A 24,236-nucleotide genomic window follows, 5' to 3' on the forward strand; every position below is an offset into this window, starting at 1 on the left:
GGCGCAACCGAGGTTGCGCCGATAGGTCGCTATTGCGCGCGCCCAATGCGGACAGTCTGGGGTGCGAGGGTGATGAAGCGCTCCGACTGCGCGACGTTCCATCCGCGCAGCGTAAGCGCGGCCGCCGTCTGGCCCGTGGCTTTGGGGTAGCGGATGACAATGCGCTTTTCCTCGCCGGGCAGGAGCGCAACGTAATTGTCGCTGTAGAACGCCGGCAAGACACGTTTGCCCTGTGCATCGACCAGCGTCAGCTTGGCGTTCAGCGCCGGAACCGCGGTTCGATTGGCCAGCGTCACCGTCACGACGTTGTCCGCGCCGTCGACCGCCTGCGCTACGACGGAGCCGGTCAGCGCGACGCTCTGCAGCGTGTTCAGCATCCGGTAGGCGGCTTCGTCTTTCCCGCGCCAGTAGAAATTGTCGGCAACCGTCTTGCCCACCCGATCGATCAATTCGAGCTTGACCAGGAGCATCGGGTTCGACGCGAACAAGCGATCGAGCGGCACCGCTGCGAGCGGCGTCGCCATGTTGGCACCCGCATCGACGCGATCCTCGCGCGTGAAGAGCTCGGCGTTGTCGAGCCCGACGACACGCGTGCGGACTTTTAGTCCAGGTTGGGCCTCGCGAGTCGTATTGAGCACTACCAGTTCGTTGCCCGGCAGGTTGAGCTGAACGTGAAGCGGTTCCGCAGCCTTCTTCGCACCATAATAGGAGGCCTGGGTGTCATAGTCCCAGCTGTAGATCTGCCACGTATTCGACGGCCATGCCGGATGCGTCATCCACAGCAGTCGACCAGAGTTCTTGGTCCACAAATGACCGAGAAACCCTTCGTACATCGCCTTGTGCGTCTCGAGGTTCATCATCTGCGACTTGCGCTCGAAATCGGCGAAGCTGGTACCGGGCCCGAACATGGTGTCGAGCGTGGACATGAACGTCTTGGTGTCGCCGTTCCCCGCAAAATGCCAGTCGTGATAGGCCAGCGTGTCGCTGAGCGGCCAGGTTTCGCTGTCGGGCATGTTGGCGCGTACAGATTCGAGCGTGGAGAGCGACGGCGTTCCCGTCTCCACCGAGAAACCGGTGGCGAGGCCGGTGAAATAGCCGACCGGTGGACGATAGTTGTACGGTCCCGACCCTTGCAGGTTGACGACGTTGGAGCTGCCCGTGAACCAACGCGTGCCATCCTCGCGGGCGATGAGTTCGTCGAGGCCTTCGTTCAGGGCCGGGTAGGGCACCCCCTCGTTGCGACCGAACCATAGGATGATCGACGGGTGGTTGCGGTAGCGGCGAACCACGTCGTCGGCGTTCTTCAGGAACAGTGCCGGATCTTCCGGCTCGACCTGGAAATTCTGGGTCGATTGCCAGAAATCGTTGAGGATCATCATGCCGTTCTCATCGGCCAGGTCGTAAAACTCCTCTTCGGTATTGTTGCCCATCCAGTTGCGGATGACGTTCATGTGCGCCTCCTTCTGGAGACGGAAATAGGGGGCGAGGCGTGCGCGTCCGATGCGCTTCATCGCATCGTCCATGCCCCAATTACCGCCGCGCGCGGCGATCTGCACGCCGTTCACGCGGATCGTCAGATGCGGTTCGGGCATCGTCGCCTCGACCGGTGTTACCGCCGGGGAGCGCTCGCCCTGCGGCGTCAGCGATTCCGCCCAGCCGTTGGGGGATTGCTTGATGGCCTGATGGCGAACATCGATCAGGCGCTCGCCGCGCAGGCTGCCATCCGTGAACTGGAGGTTGACACGGCGCAGCGCACCAGCCGCATCGAACAGCGACAGGTCGTAGCTGACTTCGCGAATACCGAACTTGTCGGTGCGCGTATCCGAGAGCTGGCCGTCGGCCAGCGCTTCCAGCGACAGTTGGTAAAGAGCCTGCTCGCCATAGCCGTTCGGCCACCAAAGTTTTGGATTGGCGACGTGAAGCTGTGCGAACTCCTTAGGGTTGAAGACGACCTTCGTCTCACCGGGCGGCGCGATGACCGTCTTCTCCACTCGGACGCCGCCAAACGCTGCACGCACGGTGACGCTTGCGGCTGTCGCACCAGCGTTCTCGACCGGTACGGTGATATAGACGTCGGCGCTGTCAGTACGCGGCAGAGGCAGATCGGTGACGATCTTGGGATCGAGCAACCGGACGGTCCCATGCGCGAGCAGTTCCACGGGCCGCCACAGCCCCGTGTTACGGTCGCGAATGCCCGGTATCCAGTCCCAGCCCTCGGTTGCGACGAAAGTAGGGCCGTCGATGGCAAGCTGGCCCCCGTTCTCGCCGACGCCGCCGCTGATCGACTGCTCGTGCGGAATGCCGGGATGCGGTGGCGGCGAGACGCGGACCGCGACGACATTCTCGCCGGCGACCGGCACGAGGTCGAACTGGCCGCGGATGAAGGCGCCGTGGGTGTCGCCGAGCTTGCGGCCGTTCGCCCAGACGTCAGCGGCGTAGTTGATGCCACCGAAGACCAACGTCAGGCGTTTGCCCGCGGCGGCTGCCGGCACCGTAAAGCTGGTGCGGTACCAATAGTCCTGACGTGCCAGACTCTCGGGAATCTTGAGGTTGTTCAGCCCGTAATATGGATCGGGATAGACGCCGCGGTCGACCAGCGTCGTCAAGACGGTGCCCGGCACGGTCGCCGCACGCCACGTGCCCGTGGCAGGGCCCGGACGCGACAGAGTGGTGGCATCTTCGCGCACCTCGGGGGCTGCGGCGAGCTGCCAGCCATTGACCAGCCAGCGACCGTCGCTTTCGCGCGCCAGTCCCGTCGGGGGCAGGGGCAAGTGCGCGATCGGGGCCGTGGTCGCGCTCACGCGTGCCTTCGGCAAGGTCCAGGCATCCTGCTGCTGGGTAAGGCCGATATTGGCCTGCTTCTGGAACGGCCAGCCGACGCCGACCTGCCAGAATTGCACGAGATCGAAATCCGGCCGCGCTCGGATGGCGGCCGTGATCTCGCTGGCGCTCAGCGCCGCGCCGTTGAGCTGCGCCGCAACCAGCGATCCGCCAAAATGGCGAGGCGCTTTAGCGCCATTCGTCACCGGTGCGACGGCGAGGCGGGCGACGACTTCGCTCGGGTGGTTCGCGACGGACGCGACGACGCGACCATCGACATAGAGGGTCAGTGTCCGTCCGTTCGCCACAGCGGCGACATGCGTCCACTTGCCGGCGGCCAACGCCGGTCCGCCGGTTACCCGTGTCGCTCCGTCCACGGCAGTCGCACGCCCATTGGTAAGGTCGAGGCAGCGACAGGCCTCCAGCGGATTACCGACGGCCAGCAGCAAACCGTCCGCGCCGGCTTCGCTTGGGCGAACCCAAGTGGACAGCGTCCAGGGGGCATTGGCTTGGACAGCTGCGTCGGCGCCCGTCAGATCACGCTCCAGCCCAGTCCCGCCTTCTAGGATGGCAACATTATAGGGGCCGGCATTCGCGATCGTCGGCCGCATGGTCGGCATCACGGCTTGAGCGGCCAGCGAAGAGGATAATGCGGCACCGAGCAGCAGCGCGGCTGTTAGTGGCAACGATCGCATAAATAGATCTCTCCTGAGTTCCTGGCTCGATATTCTACCGGCCGGTTGGTTATTATGTTCGTCGTGCTAGACCTTGGGTCGGTCAGGCGTCCCCAGTCTACAGTCGTGCAGCGCCGCGCACGCCTGACGCGTCGCCCCAGCGCGCGGGCACGATGCGACCCTCCCATAGGTCCGAGAAGGCATAGCGGCGGACGATGGCAGGAAGTTCTTCATAGATTTCGGCGACGTTCGACATGCCTCCGCCCAATACGACGACCTCAGGGTCCAGCAGGTTGGCAACCATGGCCAGTACGCGTCCCAGCCGATCGATATACGCATCCAGTGCAGCTCGGGCGGCGGGATTCCCGGCTCGGGCGGCTGCAACGATCTCGGGGGCGCTGAGCGACAGACCATGTTCTGTCCTGGCGGCGCGCGCAAAACCCGTGCCGGAAACCCAGCTTTCGATACACCCCGTCAGGCCGCACCAGCATGGCGGCGGAGACAGTTCGTCGCTGCGCGGCCAGGGTAAAGGTAAGTGGCCGATTTCGCCGGCGATGCCGTGGGCGCCGTCGTGACACGCACCGGAGAGTACGATGCCGCCACCGACGCCCGTACCAATCACCAGCGCGAACACGCTGCGCGCACCGGTCGCGGCGCCATCGGTGGCCTCAGACAGCGCGAGGCAGTTCGCGTCGTTGACCAGCCGCACCGGTCGGCCGAGAACAGAGGTGAGGTCTTTGGAGAACGATCGACCGTTCAGGTAAAGAGAGTTGCTGTTGCGCATCACGCCGGTACGTGGCGACGGCGATCCAGGTGCGCCGATGCCGACGGTACATGCCGTGCCCCCCGCGATGTCGGCAGCCACGACGAACTCGGCGATAGCGGCTACCGCGGTATCATACGTGCCGGGATTGGGAACCCGCTGCTGCCACAGCGTCTCACCGTCTGCGCCTAACAACACGGCTTCGATCTTGGTGCCACCAAAGTCGATACCTAAAGCCGGTACAGATGCTGGCTGCGGCTCGATAGCCCGACCAACGATACTGTTTTGCAAGACGACCTTCCTCTCTTTTAGTCGCGTGACCGCTGCCCGGCCATCGTCAACCAAGCATGCCAGCGATTGTTATAAACGCAAATTGATTTTGTTATTGACCGGATCCACCGGACGATTAAACACGTGATGTCGAGACAACGGAAAGTTGCGACTGGCAGGCAGGAGAGGGTGGGGCGATGAGTCGCCGATCGGCTCGATCTTAGCATGCTAAAATGTTCGCCAGTTCTTGGCGATTTCGGGTGCTGAGGGAGACGGTCGAAATGTTGCGTGCACGTTCCAAGAATATGTTGATGGTCGCGGCTTCCGTGACGGCGCTAGTGAGCAGCGGCACTGCGCTCGCCCAGCAAACGTCTACGACGCAGGGGGTTCTACAGAACGCACCTACCGATCAAGCCGCATCGCCGTCAGCGGCTGCTGCCGATCAGACAAGCGAAGCTCAGAACCCGACCACGCCCGCTAGCGACGCGGCTGCTGAAACGCAGGACATCGTCGTCACCGGCATTCGCGGATCGCAGCAGCGTGCGGTCAACCTCAAGCGCGATGCCGCGTCGGTCACCGATTCCATCTCGGCCGAAGACATTGGCAAGCTGCCCGATGTAACGATCTCGGACTCGCTCCAGCGTATCCCCGGCGTGCAGATCCGCCGTGATGCCGGTGAGGGCGCGGCAATCAACATTCGTGGCCTGCCGCAGGTTACGACGTTGCTCAACGGCGAGGCCTATCTTGGCGCGCAGTCGATCACGACGATCCAGCCGAACTTCAACGATATTCCGTCGCAGCTGTTCGCGGGCGCGGACGTCATCAAGTCGAGCACGGCCGATTTGCTCAACGCGGGCATCACCGGCACCGTAAACTTGCGCACGCGTCGCCCGTTCGATCTCAAGAAGGGCTTCACCGTTGCTGCCGCTGCCGAGGGCGCCTACGGCGACAAGACCAAGGAATTCGATCCGAACCTGAACGGGCTGTTCGGCTTCCGGGGCGATAAGTTCGGGTTCCTGGTGTCAGGCGCTTATTCGAACCTGCATCTTTCGAACTCCCACAACGGGATCCAGGAAAGCTACGGGGCCGCGCTGCACAACGAGCAGTTCAATACTGCGGCCAACCCGACTGGCGACGTCAACCTCAGCAACGGCTTCTCGCCGGCAAATCGTCCGAAGGGGACGATCGTCGGAACGGGGCGCGATGTGAATGGCGACGGCGACGCGAACGATGCTTTCATCGTTCCTCAGGGCTTCACCGCCTGGGACAAGGTCAACCAGCGTGAGCGGATCGGCATTAATGCCTCGGCTCAGTGGGAGATCAGCGACGCCCTGACGCTGAACGCAGATGCGTTCTTCACGCGCCAGAACGAGAATGATCGCACCGCCGGCATTCAGATGCAGAACGTCAACTGGCAGGCCGGCGAATTCGTGCCGGGCCAGTCGCGCAACACCGGCTCGACCGTGTCGCTTAGCAACGGTGGCGTAACGCGCGATTATGATCTGAACACGACGCAAGTCTATAATTACGACCTGGGTAATTTCGATTCCTACGCGCAGAATGACAAGTTCAAGTCTCAGTCGCAGAACTACAATGCCGAGCTGAAGTACGACAATGGCGGCCGGTTTAAAGCCAGCCTGCGCGGCGTCTACGGCAAGGCCTATTCGAACTACGATCAGAGCTATCTGCAGTTCAGCCCATCGAACGGCGCGCAGTGGCAGCCTGGCGGGATCGGTCATTATCCGACGGGTGACGTCGCATTCAATTCGGGCGGGTATGCGGTCAACACGATCGCCGGGTCGGCATCGTTGCCAGCGACGGTCGATTTCACCGGTAACCAGCCCGTCTTCACCTTGCCGTCGCAGCTGACGACGGCGCTCGGCAACATCGACAGCTACACGATGAAGACCACGTCTTCGGAGGGTAACTACCGCCGAAAGGGCGACCTGAAGATCATCCGCGGTGACGTTTCGTACGAGGCCAACGACAATGTCAGCTTGAGCGCCGGTGGCCGGTACAGCGAGCGCTCGGTCGACGACTTCGAGTTCGATCGGGCGGCACCGCTGTATGCGGGGCAGGCGTCGCAGCCGGGCGGTTGCCTGGTCAAGTGGAAGGCGTTCGACGTGCCGCTCAACGATGCCTCCTGCTATGCGGGTACGGGCACGTTCGGGACGGCGAGCTTCAGGCCCTACACGTCGGGCGTGGTCCGCAAGGCCAGCGACCCGATCTTCAACGGCCAGGTCAAGCAGTTCAACCTGCCGGGTGCCGGCCTGCCGCCGATCTACGTGCTTGATCCAAAGGTCATGGATAACGCGCTGGCGTTCCAGAACAGCTTCTACCCCGGCAACGTCGAGATTCAGAACCCGGGTGCGTCGTTCAACGTCGGCGTGAAGCAGATCTCGGGCTACGCACAGCTCAACGTCAAGGGTGACGTTTTCGGCATTCCCGTATCCGGCAACGCCGGCCTTAAGGTCATCAACACCAAACTCGACATCACCCAGTTCGTGACCGGTTCGCCTCGCCCCTACGGCGTCGCAAACACGGTCAACGGCACGGTCGAGACCAAGCGGAGCTTCACCGACTTCCTGCCGGCATTCAATCTGGCGTTCAACTTTGCCGACAACCTGAAGCTGCGCCTCGCCTACTCCAAGACGATGACGCTGCTGGATCTCAACCAATGGGGGGGCGGACTCAATCCAAACTACGCGATCGATACGAGCAACCCGGGATCCCCCGTCTTCCGCGTCACCGGCGGCAGCTCGAACGGCAATCCGCAGCTCGATCCCTGGCGCGCCACGAACGTCGAAGGTTCGCTCGAATACTATATCGGACGCAGCAGCTTGTTGAGCGTAGGTGCCTTCTACATCGACGTCGCCAGCTTCATCCAGTCTGGCAACATCGTGCGAACGGACCTGCCGGACAATGACGGCGTGGTTCGCAACCGGACCGTGTCGATCAGCACTCCGGTTCAGGGCGACGGTGGTACGCTCAAGGGTGTCGAAGCTGGTGCCAAGCTGTCGTTCAACGACTTCGGCTTCATTCCGACGGTGCTTTCCAACTTCGGCATCGATGCTAACATCACCTATTCGCCGTCCGATTCAGGCGCAGTCGATTTGAAGGGCGACTCGATCCCGTTCCAGGACAATTCGAAGATCCAGACCAACCTTGCGGGCTTCTACCAGGACAACCACTTCCAGGCTCGTGTTGCTTGGAATTACCGTTCGAAGCGTGCGGTCCAGCAGGACTTCGGCGGCATCCAAGGCCTCGAACTGTATCAGCAGCCGACGAACTATATTGATGCGTCGATCAGCTACGACTTCACGCCAAATCTGACGCTGTACGCGCAAGGGTCGAACCTGACCGGCGAGTATGAAAAATACTACCTGACCTTCCCGGATGAGAAAGCGTACAACAACATCTATGAACGCCGGTTCATGGCGGGCGCACGTTTCAAGTTCTGATCTGCGGGTGAGACTGTAAGCGCCCGCCATCCTGTCTGTGGGGTGGCGGGCGTTTGCTTGGTAACGCACAAGATGGGGAATTGATCGTGACGGATGGAGCACGGGCGACGCGTAACTCAGGACCGCTGCGCTCGATCGTGATCGTCGGCGGGGGGACCGCCGGGTGGATGGCGGCAACGCTCCTCGCGCGCAGGCTCGATCGTCAGTCCGTGACCATCACGGTCGTCGAATCCAGCGACATCCGCACGGTAGGGGTCGGCGAGGCGACCGTGCCCGGGATCCGAGATTTCTTCCGGGAAATCGGCGTCACCGAGCAGGAAGTCATCGCGGCTGCGCAGGGTACGGTGAAGCTCGGAATCGAGTTCGTCGACTGGAAGCGCGAGGGCGAACGGTTCTTCCATCCCTTCGGCCTGTACGGAATGCGATCGCGGGGGGTGGCGTTCCACCATTACTGGCGCAAGCTAAACGCATCTGGGCACCCTACGCCGCTGTCCGACTTCTGTCTCGCAACCGCTCTTGCCGAGCGTAACCTCTTCATGCGACCGACCGACAGCCCGGTGCATGACCTGCTCTTCTTCGACTGGGCGGTACATTTCGACGCAGGGCTGTTTGCTAAGTTCTTGGCAAAAAAGGCGGACGAGTGGGGCGTGGAACACATCGACGCCACGATCACCGATGTCCTCGTCGACCAGGCCACAGGTTATATTTCCAGTGTCGATACCCAATGTGGCAAGACGATCGCGGGAGACCTGTTCATCGATTGCTCGGGTTTCCGGTCGCTATTGCTCGGCGACTCGCTGGGCGTACCGTACGAAGATTGGACGAACCTGCTCCCGTGCGATCGCGCGGTCGCGATGCCGTGCGAACGAGCAGGACCGCTTACCCCCTATACGCGCAGCACCGCGCTGGCAGCAGGATGGCAATGGCAGATCCCGCTGCAGCACCGGGTCGGCAACGGCTATGTCTATGCGAGCCGCCACATTTCGGATGACGAGGCGGTGGCGACTTTGAAGGGCAGGCTCGAAGGCGAGGCGCTGGCCGAGCCGAACATGATCCGTTTCCGTACCGGTCGTCGGACAGCATTCTGGCAAGGCAACTGCGTCGCACTCGGACTCGCAGCGGGATTCATGGAGCCGCTGGAGTCGACGAGTATCACGCTCATCCAGACCGGCTTGGAAAAGTTGCTCGCCTTGCTGCCTGATCGGGGTTTCGATCCCGCGCTGGCGAATGAGTATAATCGCACGACCGGCCTGGAATATGCCCGCATCCGCGACTTCCTCATCCTGCATTATTTTGCAAATGGCCGGCAGGGTCAGCCGATGTGGGATCGCTGTCGCGGCACCGCGCTGCCCGAGGAGCTGGCGCGCAAGCTGACATTGTTCAAGGCTCGCGGGCACCTCGTGCGCTACGAGTGGGAGTCATTTCAGGACCCAAGTTGGCTATCCATGTACGCCGGATTTGGTATCGATGCCGCGGCGCACGACCCGCTGGCGGATCATTTCTCCCTGTCAGATCTCGAGGCAGCGTTCGAGCGGATGAAGGGTTCGATACGTGACGCCGTTGCACTTGCCGAACCGCACGAGACGTTTCTCAAGTCGTTTGCCCCCGCATCGGCTCTTCCCGCATTCCGGTCGATGAGCCTTGCGGCGAATGGATAGGCCCTCGAATTTCGACGTTTCTCGAAAAGCGACCAGCGGCAGCGTTACCGCAGACGACCGATCTGTCAGGCTTGGGCCAAGCCTGTCGGGCACGAACTTGGAACGTGCAGGTGACTATAATCAGCGCGTCGTAACGCAGATCATTCGGCGCAATCCTGACATCACGCGAAACGAAATCGCGGTGATGACCAATTTGACCGCGCCGACGATCGCCAACATCGTAGGGCGATTATTCGAGAACGAGCTCGTGATCGATGCCGGACGACGCTTGGGCGGTCGAGGGCAACCGGCGACCCGCCTCCGGATAAATCCGGAAGGGGGCTACGCCATCGGCCTCAACATCGATCGCGATCATGTTACGTTGGTATCACTCGATCTGGCTGGCACGGTGCGCTCTCGATTTACCCGGCAGATCGCATTCGCGTCGCCCAACGACGTCGTACGGGTCGTCGAAAAAGGGATCGCGGCAATCGTTGGTACCGATGCGATACGCTTGGATCGGGTCCTAGGGATGGGCGTGGCACTTCCCGACGACCTCGGCCGTGTCGATCTCCCGCATCGCCCGCCCGGGTACGAGCAGTGGAGCGATGTCGATATCGAGGCGATGCTCGCGCCCATCATCCCCTGGTCGATCCACATTGACAACGATGCTGCTGCAGCAGCTATCGGCGAGGCGCAGTTCGGCGACGGGCACCACGCGAACTTCTTCTATATTCTCGTCAGCGCCGGGCTAGGCGGTGGAGTAGTGATCGACGGCGCCTATTACCGCGGCGCAAACGCCCGCGGCGGGGAAATCGGGTTCCTGCCGCTCGCCAATGATCCAACCAAGGTGCTGCAAGACGTAGTCTCCTTGTCGGCGTTGTCGAGCTATCTGGAGACTGCAGGACTGGACACGGCGGGCATGGATCCGACGCAACCGTTTCCCGTAGCGTTCGAGCCGCACGTCGCCGCGTGGCTCGAGGACGCATCGGACGCGCTTGTGCCAGCGCTGACGGCCGTGAACTGTCTAGTCAATCCGGCGATTGTGCTCGTTGGCGGGCGGCTGCCGGACGATATCCTCGATCAGCTTGCTGCGGACACTTACCGGAAACTGCGAGCGGCAGCACCCAATATCCCCATAATTGCGCCGATCGTTCGTGCCAGTCTCTCGCGAGATAGTCCGGCAATAGGCGCAGCGATCCTGCCTTTTCTCGACCGCATCCTGCCGTCGGACGGAATCCTCATCAAGACGCAATCTGCGTAGCCAAGCGAATGATCAGACGGATTACTTTAGAGAGGAAGTGTTTTTGCAAAAGCTGGCGCATCTAGCTGTACTTGCCCTGCTGCCGTTTGCCGTCGGCGTCGCGCGTGCGCAGGATCAGTTTGTCGATCCGAACACGCTGCGTCCGTCGTTGGACCCAAACCGCAAGGCCAATGGGTTGGCACCAACGCCGCAGATGGGATGGAACAGCTGGAACAAGTTCGGCTGTAACATCGATGAGAAGACGGTGCGTCGCATCGCCGACACCATGGCAACGAATGGAATGCGCGATGCAGGGTACGAGTATGTCGTAATAGACGACTGCTGGCACGGTGAACGCGATGCCAACGGCTTCATTACCGAAAGTCGAGAGAAGTTTCCGTCGGGCATGAAGGCACTGGCCGATTACGTCCATGCTCGCGGCCTCAAATTCGGGATATACTCCGATGCCGGCGCTAAGACGTGTGGCGGCAAGCCCGGCAGCCTTGGACATGAATATCAGGACGCGCTTACATACGCGCGGTGGGGCGTAGACTATCTGAAATATGACTGGTGCTCGACTGGCACGTTGAACGCTGAAAGCGCCTACGCGCTAATGTCGGATGCCCTCAAAGCCGCGGGACGACCCGTGCTTCTCGCGATGTGCGAATGGGGCAATAATCGCCCTTGGGAATGGGGCAAGAAGATCGGCAACTCATGGCGCACGACCAGCGATATCCGCGATGCCTGGAAGGGGCGGGACAAATGGTCGATCGGTATGGTCGACATCGTAGACGCGAACGAGCCGCTTTATCCGTACGCCGGGCCTGGCCACTGGAACGATGCCGACATGCTCGAGGTCGGCAACGGCGGAATGTCCGATACCGAGTACCGCTCCCATTTCAGTCTGTGGGCTATGATGGCTTCACCGCTGATTGCTGGCAACGATGTCACCAACATGAGCGCAGCGACGCGCACCATTTTGTTGAACAAGGAGGTAATCGCGGTTAGCCAAGACCCACTGGGTCAGCAGGGTCGTCGTGTACGCGATGATGGCGATCTAGAGGTCTGGTCGAAACCGTTAAGTGACGGAAGCCGGGCCGTGATACTATTCAACCGCTCCGACAGCCCTGCCAAGATTGAGGTTAATTGGCCAGAAATAGGTCTGACTCGCTCGGTACGTGCAGACGTACGCGACGTGTGGAGCCATCGGTCAATAGGCAAGATCTCTGATAGCTATGCCGCACTGGTGCCAGCGCATGGGGTGATCATGGTTAAGGTAACCCCCTGATCGCACCATCAGATTGTACTACGCTTTGTCGGTCAGACGAACGCCGGATGCGAGTTTGCGACGAACCTCCCGTTCGAGAGGTTGCGTTAAGCCGAGCAGCGAAGCTGTTACTTTGCCATTTTATCAGCGTTCCTGGGCAGTTACGAACCATGGATGAACGTGCGAACTTGGGAAGCGCGAGAAGGACGCTGAGCGTCCGCTTATGGGTCCGCTCAGACCTCGGTGCGTCCGGCCAATTCCAAAGCGTCTTCCACGTCAACGCCCAAGTAGCGCACCGTGCTGTCGATCTTGGCATGGCCGAGAAGGATCTGAACGGCGCGGAGGTTGTCAGTCGCCTTGTAGATGATCGATGCTTTCGTGCGCCGTAGCGAGTGCGTCCCATAGTCCTGCGTCGGAAGGCCGATGCCGACGACCCACTCGTGCACAAGGCGGGTAACTTGCCGCGTGCTCATGTGGTCCATGTAGTCGTTGTGGACTTGCCCCGATAAAGTGGAGAGGCATTTGCTCAGCGTGACGCAGTTCGTTCGAACTGGGCGGGGCTGATGTAGTCGAGCGCGGAGTGGCGCCGGACGGGGTTGTAGAAGCCGTCGATATAGCGGGCAATGGCCTGTGCGGCTTCGTCGCGGGTATAGAAGACGGTGCGCCAGACGAGCTCGGATTTGATCGTCTTGAAGAACGTCTCGACCATCGCATTATCGTAGCAATTTCCCTTTCCCGACATGGAGATACGGATGCCGTGGCGGCGCAGCTCGGCCTGGTAATCCACCGAACAATATTGACTGCCGCGGTCCGAGTGATGGATGAGCCCTTCAGGCGGACGCCGCATGACGAGGGCCTTGCGCAGCGCGGCGAGCGCCAGATCACGGTGCAGCCGGTCGCCGACGGCCCAACCGATCACACGTCGGGAGAAGAGGTCGATGACCACGGCCAGATAGAGCCATCCCTCCCGCGTCCAGACATACGAGATGTCCACGCCCCACTTCTGGTTGGGTGCCGTTGCAGTAAAATCCTGGTCGATGATATTCGGTGCGATCGGCCAGCTGTGCTCGCTGTCGGTCGTTCGTTTGAACCGGCGTTTCTGCCGGCCCCGTAGGCCGTTCTCACGCATCAGTCGCGCCGTGCGCCTGCGTCCGATGGCGAAGCCATCATCCTGCAACTCGCGTGTCATACGCGGGCTGCCATAGGTGCCGTTCGACAGCGCGAACGCAGAACGGACATGCGCCAGCATCACCATATCGTCGCGTTGACGCCGACTGGCAGGTCGATCTTTCCACGCGAAATAGCCGCTCGGGCTGATGCCGAGCACTTGGCAAAGGCGGTGTACGGGGAAATCCTTCTTCGCCTGATCGACGAGCGCGAACCTCATCGACTTCCCTCCCGGGCGAAAAAAGCGGTCGCCCGCTTCAGTATGTCGCGCTCTTGTCGGAGGATCTCGTTCTCCCGCCGAAGGTGCTTCAACTCGGCAGCCATATCTGCCTGCGGCGCCTCGCCGGGCATCTCCATCAATCGATCACGACGACGGCCGATCCAGCGTACCAGCGTAGACAGGCCAACGCCCAGATCCTCCGCCACCGCACGCTGCGTACGCCCGCTGGTCGCCACCAGCCGGACCGCCTCGTCCTCGAATTCCTTCGTAAATCGTCGCTGCTTCGTCATCGAGTTCACCTTTCATCTCAGGAAAACTCTCCACTTTTCTGAAGCAAGTCCACACTGCGCATCGGTCGGAGCCGTGGACAACCCGCTGGCGTTGGCGCCCGTTGCGGTTCCCGGCTGCGGCGTCGCGCATATGTACGGGTTGATGTGCGAACTGAGCAGCACCGGCACGTTGATACCGGCGTTGGTCACGGTCAGTCGCGCACCGGCAAAGCTGTTGTTGGTTGCCGTGACCTCGATCACGTTGGCACCGGCCGCGAGCCCCGACACCAGGCCCGTGATGCGACCGTTCGAACGGAGCGCGAAGTTCGAAGACTGATCGCGCCCGCCGACGGCGACCCGCAGATTGGCTGGCACCGCGCCCGTCGGCAGCACGACCTCGACCAAAGCGTCTCCGTCGGTTACCATGTCGGCACGACCGGACAGAACCTTGACGCTGGTGCCGCTCAGCGGCGGCGCGGCGGTGGGTGAGTTCTCGTCATCGCCGCAACCGGATAATAGCCCCGTTGCCGCGACCAGCAGCACGAGGCGCGCGCCTCCTCCCCGTCTCGTCATTATCCTCTCCCGTGGCGACGATACCCATCGCAGGCCCGGCGTTTAGCCACCGGATACTCGTAGCTTAGGCGGATGTCCGACCCAGTCAACGCGATCGACGACGGCGAGCGGCAAGGAAAGATCCAAAAGCGTGGGTATCGACGTCGGCGCCCGTTGCTCTACCTTGTATGCGCCAAGGCAAAACAATTGCAGGCGGCTACGCCGCTTCTACGGAGCCGATTCTCCCAACTGGGAACGGCGATCAAAAAGGCCGGCGTTGGTTCAGGAGAACTGTGGTGTCCGTGGGGTCGCGTGTGGTCCCTGCTCGCACGATTGTCCGTGATACTCTGTCGGGCTGAGAAATTGCACGACACCATGAAAGGGGGGGGCGCCAGGCGGTGCAACGGCTGCCATTTCATCATGACCGTCAAACCCAGCCAAGGCGCTCCCATACTTGTAACGGAGATAAATCCGAGCTTATTTTGCGTTTGCGTTATCTGGTAAAAGCGCCACGCGAGTCTCCGATTTCTAACCAATAGCCATCGGGATCCTGCACATACATTTGCCGAACTCCATCGAACCTGATCTGCATCCTGTGCGGATTGCCTGCTAGGTCAGTCCAAACGATGCCATGTCTCTCCAACCATGTGGTAACGATGGCGAGATCGTCGACGTGCAACGCTAAATGCTCGTTCCGGTTTGACGGTTTCGGCGCGGTGCGGCCGTCCAGTATGTGCAGTGCCAGTCCATTGCCGAGGTCGAGCCAGCGGCGGTTCTTGAGCGGCGTCGGGATGATCCGCAAGCCGAACGCATCATGTTAGAAGGCCGCGCTGCGATCGATGTCACTCGCCTGGATCGCGACATGTTCGGCCTTACCGGGAGGCTGGACTGTTGCCTGCTGTGCTGCAAGGATGAGAAGAACGGACTGCACGATCATGAGCGGTAATCCTCGAAACACGTACGATGATACGAGCTGATATTCGGACGATGGTCATCATCCCCTGCGCGATGTCAGTTCAGTTCCGTTCCGTACCTTCTAGGTTCGGCAGCAAAAGATGGATGATGGCGAGCGCTATGAAATAGGCGATGCCGGCCCAGATGAAGACCGGGGCGTAGCTGCCGACCGTTTCAAGAACGTGGCCGACGTAGCGCGCCATGATCATCCCGCCGACCGCACCCGCGGCGCCGCCGATACCCATGACGGAGGCGACCGAGCTCTTAGGGAAGGTGTCGGAGACCATCGTATACAAGTTCGACGACCATCCCTGATGCGCCGCCGCAGCAACGCCGATGATCGCGACGGCAGCGAACAGGCTGGAGACGGTACTGGCCAGCATGATCGGCAGCACCAGCACGGCGGAGGCAAGCAGCGCCAGTTTGCGGCCTGCGTTGACGCTGTAGCCACGCTTGATCAGCGCCGACGAAAGCCAGCCGCCGCCGATGCTGCCGACGTCCGCGAGCAGATAGACGGCGATCAGCGGTGGGCCGAAGGTCTTGAGATCCAGGCCGTGGCGCTTGGCGAAAAAGTCGGGCAGCCAGAACAGGAAGAGATACCAGACCGGGTCCGTCAGGAATTTCGCGGTGATGAAGGCCCAGGTGCCGCGATAGCGGAACAGGCGGCGCCATGGGATCGGCGCAGTGCCGGCGTCGTTTTGCTGATCGGCCTGGATATAGGCAAGCTCCTGCTTCGATACGCGGGGGTGATGTTCCGGCGCACGGTAGAAGATCAGCCATGCCACCAGCCAGACAAAGCCGAGCATCCCCGTCACGAGGAATGCGGCCCGCCAGCCATAGGCCAGCGTGATGATCGGGACGACGATCGGTGTGGCGATCGCACCGACATTGGCGCCGGCGTTCAGGATGCCAGCTGCCAGCGCGCGTTCCTTCTTCGGAAACCATTCGGCGACCGACTTGATCGCGGCCGGGAAGTTCGCGGCCTCGCCGAGCCCGAGCGCGAAGCGAGCGATCGAGAAGCCCCCGGGACTCCGCACAAAAGCATGCACCAAGGCGGCAAGGCTCCACACCGTGATCGCCGCGGCATAGCCCATCTTGGACCCGATCTTGTCGATCAACGGCCCGCAGGCGAGCAGGCCGATCGCATAGGCCGCCTGAAACCAGAACACGATCATGCCATAGTCGATTTCGGTCCAGCCCAGTTCGCCTTGGAGGGTGGGCTTGAGGATGCCGATGACCTGGCGGTCGATGTAATTGATCGTCGTCGCGAAGAACAGCAGCGCGCAGATGACCCAGCGAACATTGCCTCCGGCCTTTTGCGGGCCAGGACCCGTCGCCTGTGTTGAACCGTCCACGCTCGCTCTCCCTTGCGGCTTGTCCGCCTGTTATCGTCTGTCGAATGTCGCCAGTTTTTCGGCGAGTATCACTTTGTCCTGCACGCGCGGCCGCCAAGCACCGGCCAGCAGACCGCGTTCGCCGACGATCGCATCGACGATGCCGTCGCGCCCTGCCGAGTCCCACGCCGCCGCCAGCTCCGCCGCGCGCGGGTCGTCGACGGGGCCGCCATCGCCGCGAACGTGCAGCATCCAGGCGGCCAGCGCCGACAATGTTTCCGGGCAGGTCCGTCCGCGCAGGCGATTGGCCTCGAGCGAGGCGAGCCAGCGCTGGGGGATCTTCTGCGATCCGTCGCTCCCGATCTGGCGCAGCGCGTGACGTAGCGTCGGATTGGCAAAGCGGGCCAGCAACGCGTCGGCATAGGCGGTCAGATCCTGTCCCGGCGCGGGATCCAGGCCTGCCGCCGCCTCGTCGCGCATCAGCCGCTCGACGGTCGGGCCGATCACGGGATCGCTTATCGCCTCGTGGACAGAGGCCAGACCGCGGTGCAACCCGAGATACGCGAGCGCGGAATGCGCGCCGTTGAGCATACGCAGCTTCGCCGTTTCATACGGCGCGACATTGGCGACGATCTGCGCGCCGACCGCGTCCCAGCTTGGGCGACGGCCGGCGAAGTCGTCTTCGATGACCCATTGGGCAAAGGGTTCGGTCAGGACGGCCGCTTCGTCGCGAACGCCGAGCCTCGCCTCGACCGTATCGAGATCGGTAGGCGTGACGGCGGGCACGATGCGGTCGACCATCGTCGACGGACAGGTGCATTCGCTTGCGAACCAACTGCCGAGAGTCGGATCGATATGGTCGAGCCACGCGCCGAGCGAGGCCGCGAGCGCGCGGCCATTGTCGGCAACGTTGTCGCACGAGAGCAGGGTCAGTCCACCGGTCCCGGCGTCCCGACGACCGGCGAACGCTCGCGCGAGGTGGTGGTAGAGCGTGCCGCCCGCCTGGCCCACGGCGGCAAGGTCGAGCGATCCGTCTGGGCGACGGTGATAGCCTTTCTCGGTCACCGTCATGGTCACGATCGCCGTGGCGGGCGAGACGAGCGTGCGGTGGAGATCGTCGTTCGTGGTCGATGCGACGATCACGTCGCGAACCGATCCGATCAGCCGCGTTTGCGGAGCGTCCGTAGCGGTCTCGGTCACCGTGAACAGGCCGTCCTGCGGGTTGAGCATATCGCGGGCGGCAGGGGAACGCAGCGATGCGCCGACGATACCCCAGTCGCGGTCGCCCGCCGCCATGGCGAGATCGGTGAAGACCGCTTGATGCGCGCGGGTGAAAGCGCCGATGCCGAGGTGGACTATGCCGATACGCTGGGCCATGCGGTCATAGTCGAAGCGCGCCACGCTCGCCGGCAGCCGGTCGATCGTGGCGGCGGACAGCCTCACAGGCGGTATGACCGACGCGCAAGCCCGACGGTCAACTCCTGCGCGAGATCGGCGGCTTCCCAATCCGCCAGCCGGTGCTCGGCGACGAGGCGGGCGAGAAACGCACAGTCGACGCGGCGTGCGACGTCGTGGCGCGCGGGGATCGACAGGAACGCGCGCGTGTCGTCGTTGAATCCGACGGTATTGTAGAAGCCGGCAGTCTCGGTCGTCATCTCGCGGAAGCGACGCATGCCCTCAGGTGAATCGTGAAACCACCAGGCGGGCCCGAGCCGCAGGCAGGGATAATGACCGGCGAGCGGCGCGAGTTCACGTGCATAGGTGGTTTCGTCGAGTGTGAAGAGGATGATGGTGAGGGTTGGATCGTTGCCGACCACGTCGAGCATCGGACGCAGGCCGTTGACGAAGTCGACACAGCCGGGAATGTCGGCGCCGCGGTCGCGTCCGTGGCTGGCGAACAGGCGCGCGTTGTGATTGCGGACGCTGCCGGGATGGATCTGCATGACCATGCCGTCCTCGATCGACATGCGCGCCATCTCGGTCAGCATCTGCGCGCGGAACATCTCGGCGTCGGCAGGCGTCGGGTGGGGGCGGATCACGCGTGCGAACAACGCCGCCGCGTCGCCCGCATTGAGGTTTGCGGTACGCGCGGTCGGGTGGCCGTGATCGGTCGCGGTCGCCCCCGCCGCACGAAAGTCCGCGCGGCGCGTTCGGTGAGCGGCTAGATAGCCGGGCCAGGTCCAGACATCCTCCCCGGTCAGCATCGCGAACCGCTCCATCGTCGGGCGGAACGCTTCGTGTTCGACGTCGACAACGCCGTCGGGACGGTAGGTCGTCACGACGCGGCCCGTCCAGCCCGAGTCACGGATCGCGCGGTGTGCGTCGAGCGGATCGTCGGCGCCCTCGGTCGTCGCGAGAAATTCGATCCCGAACCGCTCGAACAGCGTACGCGGGCGAAAAGCGTCGGTCGCGAGACGCTCGGCGATGCCGTCGAAATACAGGTCGCTCGTCGAGGCATCGAGCGCCACGTCGAAACCAAGGACCTCGGCAAAGACGTGATCGAGCCATGCCTGCGACGGCGTGCCGCGAAACAGATGGTAATGACTGGCGAGCGTGCGCCAGGCTTCGCGCGGGTCGGTGTCGGGCACGCCCTCGCGTGACGGTACGCCGAGTTGATCGAGCGGGATGCCTTGGCTGTAGAGCATCCGGAACAGGTAGTGATCGGGCGCCAGCAACAGGGTGGTCGCGTCGCGCCACGGTTCGTTCGTCGCGAACCAGCGCGGATCGGTATGGCCATGCGGCGAGACGATCGGCAGCGTGGCGATCTCGGCATACAGCGCCCGCGCGATCGACCGCTGGTCGGGATCGCTGGAGAACAGTCGATCAGGCGATAGGCGAAGCGGGCGGCTCACGCTTGCGCCGTCATATGCCGTGCCGCCATATGCGCGATCCCGCGTTCCAGGCCACGCAGTTCGGCAAGCCCGCGCATGCGCCCTAGCAGCGAATAACCGGGCAGCGTGTGCTTCGAGAGGTCGTCGAGCATCTGGTGGCCGTGATCTGGGCGCATCGGGATCGAACGCCCCTCGCGCATCTGCAGTGCATGAATGGCAGCGACGAGCGCGGCCATGTCGGCGTCACCAGCGAGATGTGCGGCCTCATGGAAGGCCTCGTCGGGTTCGCGCTGGACCGACCGCAGGTGAAGGAAGCCGATCCGATCGCCCAGCCGTTCGATCATGCCCGGCAGGTCGTTGTCCGCACGAGCGCCGAACGAACCGGCGCAGAAGCACAGGCCGTTGGAGGGGTTGGGCACTCGCGCGAACAGGGTTGTGACGTCGGCCTCGGTACTGACCACGCGGGGCAGGCCGAACAACGCGACGGGCGGGTCGTCGGGATGCACCACCAGCCGCATGCCGAGCTCGTCGGCGAGCGGACAGACCGCCTCCAGGAATGCGATGTGATTGGCGCGAAGTCCCTCGGCATCGATGGCGTCATACTGCGCGAGGGCGTCGCGGAACCGGTCGGCGGTAAAGGTCTCCTCGCTGCCAGGGAGACCGGCGATGATGGTCCTCTCGAGCAGGCGCAGCGCTTCGCCATCCATCCCCGCGAACCGGCGTTCGGCCCTCTCGACCAGCGCGGGCGAATAATCATGGTCGGCGCCTGAGCGTCGCAGGATGTGGATGTCGAAGACGGCCGCCGCTTCCAGCTCGAAGCGGAGCGCGCGCGCGCCGTCGGGCATCGCCCAAGCCAGGTCGGTGCGAGTCCAGTCGATAACCGGCATGAAGTTATAGGTCACCGTGCGAATGTCGCACGCGGCCAGATTGGTCAGGCTTTGCCGATAATTGTCGATCAGCACGTCCCAGTCGGCACTGCGTGTCTTGATTGCTTCGTGCACTGGCAGGCTCTCGACCACCGACCAAACGAGCCCGGCCGCTTCGATCTCGGCTTGCCGCGCGGCGATAGCGTCCCGCGGCCAGACCTCGCCATTGGCGACCTCGTGCAGTGCGGTCACGATGCCGCTTGCGCCGGCCTGGCGAATATCGCGCAACGTTACCGGATCGGATGGACCAAACCACCGCATCGTCTCAATCATTGACACCCGGCTTCCTCTCTCGGTTGCGCGAACCTTATGGCAGCTGCAGTTCACGCCTGTTTAGCAATCCCAAACCTATTAGGCCAGATACAACGAAGTGGTCAGGCCATTTTGTTGGAGGGCATCCGCTAACTGTACAGGGTGATCAGGGGGCCGCGTTGGGTTGGCGACCATGACGGCACGCAAAGATAGCCGCTGGCGCGCGCGTGGATAGAAAATCGGGTGCGCCGCGATACCGTGCGGCGCACCCTTAGTTTGTCGACATCGGCAATGGGGGGCGCCGATGTCGATGGGGGAAACTGGAGTATTCAGAACTGGAAATTGACCGCCAAAGCGTAGGTGCGGCCGAAATAGGATGTGTAGAGGGGGTCCTGGCGCGTCGTGTCTACGGTCAGGCGGTTGGTCTCGTTTGTGATGTTGGAGACCTCGGCGATCAGCTTGATATGCTCGTTGAGGTTGTACGAGGCGGAGGCGTCGACGAAGATCGAGCTCGCGTTCGATGTCGAATCCGCATCGACAGAGCCGCTGGGAACCGCCGTCAGGAACGCCGAGCGGTAGTTCACCGTCGAGCGGATGCTGAACTTGTCGTCCTCGTAATACAGCGTCCCGCTCGCCGTTTCCGGCGACAGGCCGACCAGCGGCGCGGTCCGCGAAAGCGTCGGCGATATGACGTAATTGATGTTCGAACGGACCCGCGTGAAGTTGCCGAGCGCGCCGAAATTCTTCAACACGCCCGGAAGGAAGGTGAAGGGCAACTGGACGTTCACCTCGGACCCGCGCAGCGGTCCGCCTTCGGTGTTGTTGCTGCGCTGAACCGTAAACACGTCGGTCGGGCGCAGCTGCGTACCGTTGAGCAGAGTCAGCGGCAGGCCGATGTCCTGGAAGGCGACAGCCTGGCTCGTCGTCTGGATGTAGCTTTCGATGTTCTTGTAGAAATACGCGACCGAAATCAGCGACCCCTTGGCGAAATACCATTCGAGCGCCGCATCGAACGTGTTGGCACGGATCGGCTCGAGGAACGGGTTGCTGAAGGATGCGGTTTGGATGACGAGGTTCGCGGAGCCTGCGGGGATCAACTGGCCGTACGCCGGCCGCGACATGACGCGGGCCACCGACGCGCGCGCGATCAGTTCCGGCGTGACGTCCAGCGCGAGGTTCGCCGACGGCAGCCAGTCGTCATAGCTGCGGCCGACCTCCGATATCACGAAACGCGACGGATAGAGCGACCCGGCGGGCGCCGCCGAGGTGATCGGACCATAGGTGTCGAGGCTGGTGTGGACGTAGCGGACGCCGGCATCGCCGCGCAGCGCGAAGGGCAGGGAATTGGCGGTGTTGAACTTCACCATGGCGTAGCCCGAGCCGTATTTCTCGTAGACGCCGCCAAACGTGCCCTTTGCGCATTCGAGGCTGCAATAAACATAGCTGTCGAGACCGACCGCATCGCGGAACTTCTCCGGATCGATCGAGACGAAATCCTGCAACAGGCCGTCCAGATTGCTGCCGACGCCCTTGGTAACGGTGGTCAAACTTGCGAGCGTGACGCCCGCCGGCAGTTCGAGCGGCGTATTGGTGGCAAGCTGACGCTCACGCGCGGTATATTTGTTGGTGCGATACTGGCCGCCGACCTGAATCGTGAAGTCGGGTGCGGCCTCCCATTCGCCGTTGAGTTCGAACGTCTTGCTGGTGATCGTGTTGCGGCGGATGAAATTCGACAGCTGTCCGCGCTGGTCGCCGTTCGCGAGCGGGGGACCGTATTGGAACAGCGCAGGATTGGTCGCGTCGATCCCGTAGCCGATCTTGGGAATGTCGGGATTGTCGCGGAAATCGATCGAGAAATCGCGCGTGTCGTTCGCATCGATCGCGACTTGCAGGCGGTCCACGTCGAGTCGCGACTGGTTGATACCGGCCAGGCCATAGACCCGAACGGTGTCCGAGAAGCGGTGGTCGAAGTTCAGATTGACCTGACGATAGGTCGAGGTGAATTTTTCCTGCTGCATCTCCGAGCGCAGGTCGACGCCGTCGAATAGACCGTGAACCAGCGACCCGTTGTCATCGACCTCGATCTCGCGGACCGACGTCAGGGGCTGGCCGTTGTTGGAGATCGCGCGTCCGAACGACCGTGCATCGAAATACGTGTCGAGCCGGTCGACCTTGAACCGCGAATACAGGCCATCGAGCGATATGTCGGTATTGTCGCTGGGCTTCCATTGCAGCGTCAACGTGCCGGCGAGCCGCTCCTGATCCTGGCTGCTCTTCACCGGGCGTGGCAGGCGCGGCAGATAGACGCCGCCGCCTGGACGACCGTTCACCCCGGTCCGGCTCATGATGTAATCATAGGCGGCGGCATTGCCGGTACGCGGATTGCCGGTGCTGCAATTGTTGGCGTCCGCGCCGATCGCCGAGCCGTTGGGCTGGGTGTAGCCGGCGAGGGGGCTGTTCGTCGCCGCGCCGCGATAGGTGTAGCCGACGGGCGTGCAGAACGGGAAGATCACGCCGGCGTTCGGGGTGCCGGCGGGCTGCGCCTGGCCATAGACCGTGGTTGGCACGACATCGACCGCCGAATAGGCATATTCATCGATACGCCGCTTCGAATAGGCGACGCTGCCGAGAATGCCGAACGTATCGCCGAACTTCTTGGAGACGAGCGCGGACAGGCGCGGATCGACCTTCTTGCTGATATCGTTGTAGATACCACGCGCGGTGCCGGTGAGGACGAAATCCTTTTTCTGGTCGAACGGCTTGGGCGCGCGAAGATCGACGGTCGCGCCGAGCGACCCTTCCTCGACATCGGCCGACAGCGTCTTGCGCACCGACAAGGCCGAGAAGATCTCGGTCGGGAAGGTCACGAAATCGAACGAGCGGCCGGTCGCAACGCCGCCGCGGATGTCGCTGCCGCTGACCTGCGACACGCCTTCCATGCCGTTGATCCGCACGCGCGTGAACTGCGAGCCGAGGCCGCGGACCGAGATGTTGCGGCCCTCGCCGCCATCACCGCGCGACAGCGCGACGCCGGGGATGCGCTGCATCGACTCGGCGAGGTTGGAATCGGGGAACTTGCCGATGTCCTCCGCGACGATGCTGTCGATCGCGGCGGTTTCATTGCGTTTCTGGTTGAGCGCGTTGTTCAGTGCAGCGCGAAACCCGGTCACGACGATATCGGCGTTTTCCGAATCTGCAGCCTGAGAGGGGTCCGCAGCCTGCGACGGATCGGCGGGAATAGAGGGGGCGGCGGGATCGGGCGGGCTCGTCTGACTGTCCGCCGGCTGCGGCATCTGGCTGCCCGCAGTCTGCTGGGCCATGACAGGCGCGGCGATGAATAGGCTGACGATGCTCGTCGAGATAAGCAGTTTCCGCTTATCGAAGCTCTTACGGCTCAAAGACCCTCTCCCGATAGGCCGGGCGCGCCGAATTGACGCTGTCCGACATTTTTGCCGCCCTAGTTTTCTAAGGTCGGCGTAATTCGTCAGGTATCATCGCTATTTTAATATGACAATGCCGAATCATTTGGTCAGGCAGATTGTTTGTCGACCAACTTGCAGCCTGCGCTCTATGGCGTTGTGAAAGGCTGAAACTTG

General features: G+C 62.5%; 14 protein-coding genes and 1 pseudogene. 4 read left to right on the forward strand and 11 right to left on the reverse strand.

What is annotated here, in order from left to right; all coding sequences use genetic code 11:
- Window positions 1-29: 29 nt before the first annotated feature.
- Together HMP09_RS02265 and HMP09_RS02270 are read right to left on the reverse strand one after the other, a co-directional pair.
- A complete protein-coding gene (locus tag HMP09_RS02265; protein ID WP_176499005.1) occupies window positions 30-3,515 on the reverse strand; it encodes a glycosyl hydrolase 2 galactose-binding domain-containing protein in 3,486 nt (1,161 codons plus the stop codon).
- A 97-nt stretch (window positions 3,516-3,612) separates the two neighbouring features.
- Complete coding sequence (locus HMP09_RS02270) at window positions 3,613-4,602, reverse strand: ROK family protein (protein ID WP_232090561.1); 990 nt, start codon at window positions 4,600-4,602, stop codon at window positions 3,613-3,615.
- Window positions 4,603-4,838: 236 nt separating this feature from the next.
- Between HMP09_RS02270 and HMP09_RS02275 the strand changes: the two genes are divergently transcribed.
- The 4 genes from HMP09_RS02275 (at window position 4,839) to HMP09_RS02290 (ending at window position 12,156) form a co-directional block, all read left to right on the forward strand.
- Entirely contained in the window at window positions 4,839-7,988 is a 3,150-nt protein-coding gene (locus HMP09_RS02275) for a TonB-dependent receptor (protein ID WP_232090563.1), read from the forward strand.
- Window positions 7,989-8,125: 137 nt separating this feature from the next.
- Window positions 8,126-9,646: a tryptophan halogenase family protein gene (locus HMP09_RS02280; protein ID WP_443026456.1), complete on the forward strand. Its 1,521-nt coding sequence runs from the start codon at window positions 8,126-8,128 to the stop codon at window positions 9,644-9,646.
- Window positions 9,647-9,743: 97 nt separating this feature from the next.
- Window positions 9,744-10,889 (forward strand): ROK family transcriptional regulator, encoded by a 1,146-nt coding sequence (locus HMP09_RS02285; RefSeq protein WP_332103260.1) that lies wholly within the window; start codon window positions 9,744-9,746, stop codon window positions 10,887-10,889.
- A 37-nt stretch (window positions 10,890-10,926) separates the two neighbouring features.
- On the forward strand, window positions 10,927-12,156 hold the full coding sequence (locus tag HMP09_RS02290) for a glycoside hydrolase family 27 protein (RefSeq protein ID WP_443026432.1): 1,230 nt from the start codon (window positions 10,927-10,929) through the stop codon (window positions 12,154-12,156).
- A gap of 212 nt (window positions 12,157-12,368) precedes the next feature.
- Here HMP09_RS02290 and HMP09_RS02295 read toward each other — a convergent pair.
- The 9 genes and pseudogenes from HMP09_RS02295 to HMP09_RS02335 all read right to left on the reverse strand — a co-directional run.
- A pseudogene (locus HMP09_RS02295) lies at window positions 12,369-12,623 on the reverse strand (tyrosine-type recombinase/integrase); the annotation flags it as partial.
- Between the two features lie 38 nt (window positions 12,624-12,661).
- A protein-coding gene (locus HMP09_RS02300; protein ID WP_176499007.1) for an IS3 family transposase occupies window positions 12,662-13,812 on the reverse strand; the annotation gives its coding sequence in 2 pieces (ribosomal slippage) (window positions 12,662-13,548 and window positions 13,548-13,812; 1,152 coding nt in all).
- Between the two features lie 12 nt (window positions 13,813-13,824).
- Window positions 13,825-14,334 carry a DUF6351 family protein gene (locus HMP09_RS02305; RefSeq protein WP_232090567.1) on the reverse strand — a complete coding sequence of 170 codons (510 nt, stop codon included), beginning with the start codon at window positions 14,332-14,334 and terminating at the stop codon, window positions 13,825-13,827.
- 502 nt (window positions 14,335-14,836) lie between these two features.
- Entirely contained in the window at window positions 14,837-15,145 is a 309-nt protein-coding gene (locus HMP09_RS02310) for a VOC family protein (protein ID WP_176499009.1), read from the reverse strand.
- A gap of 214 nt (window positions 15,146-15,359) precedes the next feature.
- Complete coding sequence (locus tag HMP09_RS02315; protein ID WP_176499010.1) at window positions 15,360-16,652, reverse strand: MFS transporter; 1,293 nt, start codon at window positions 16,650-16,652, stop codon at window positions 15,360-15,362.
- A gap of 30 nt (window positions 16,653-16,682) precedes the next feature.
- Window positions 16,683-18,074: a mannitol dehydrogenase family protein gene (locus HMP09_RS02320; protein ID WP_232090568.1), complete on the reverse strand. Its 1,392-nt coding sequence runs from the start codon at window positions 18,072-18,074 to the stop codon at window positions 16,683-16,685.
- Complete coding sequence (uxaC, locus tag HMP09_RS02325) at window positions 18,071-19,483, reverse strand: glucuronate isomerase (protein WP_176499011.1); 1,413 nt, start codon at window positions 19,481-19,483, stop codon at window positions 18,071-18,073. Before uxaC ends, HMP09_RS02320 begins: the two co-directional genes overlap by 4 nt.
- Window positions 19,480-20,661: a mannonate dehydratase gene (gene uxuA / locus HMP09_RS02330; protein WP_176499012.1), complete on the reverse strand. Its 1,182-nt coding sequence runs from the start codon at window positions 20,659-20,661 to the stop codon at window positions 19,480-19,482. The genes uxaC and uxuA overlap by 4 nt, the downstream gene beginning before the upstream one ends.
- Window positions 20,662-20,969: 308 nt before the next feature.
- Window positions 20,970-24,038 carry a TonB-dependent receptor gene (locus tag HMP09_RS02335; protein ID WP_176499013.1) on the reverse strand — a complete coding sequence of 1,023 codons (3,069 nt, stop codon included), beginning with the start codon at window positions 24,036-24,038 and terminating at the stop codon, window positions 20,970-20,972.
- Between the last annotated feature and the right edge of the window lie 198 nt (window positions 24,039-24,236).

This window comes from Sphingomonas sp. HMP9, from assembly GCF_013374115.1.
Classification (GTDB): domain Bacteria; phylum Pseudomonadota; class Alphaproteobacteria; order Sphingomonadales; family Sphingomonadaceae; genus Sphingomonas.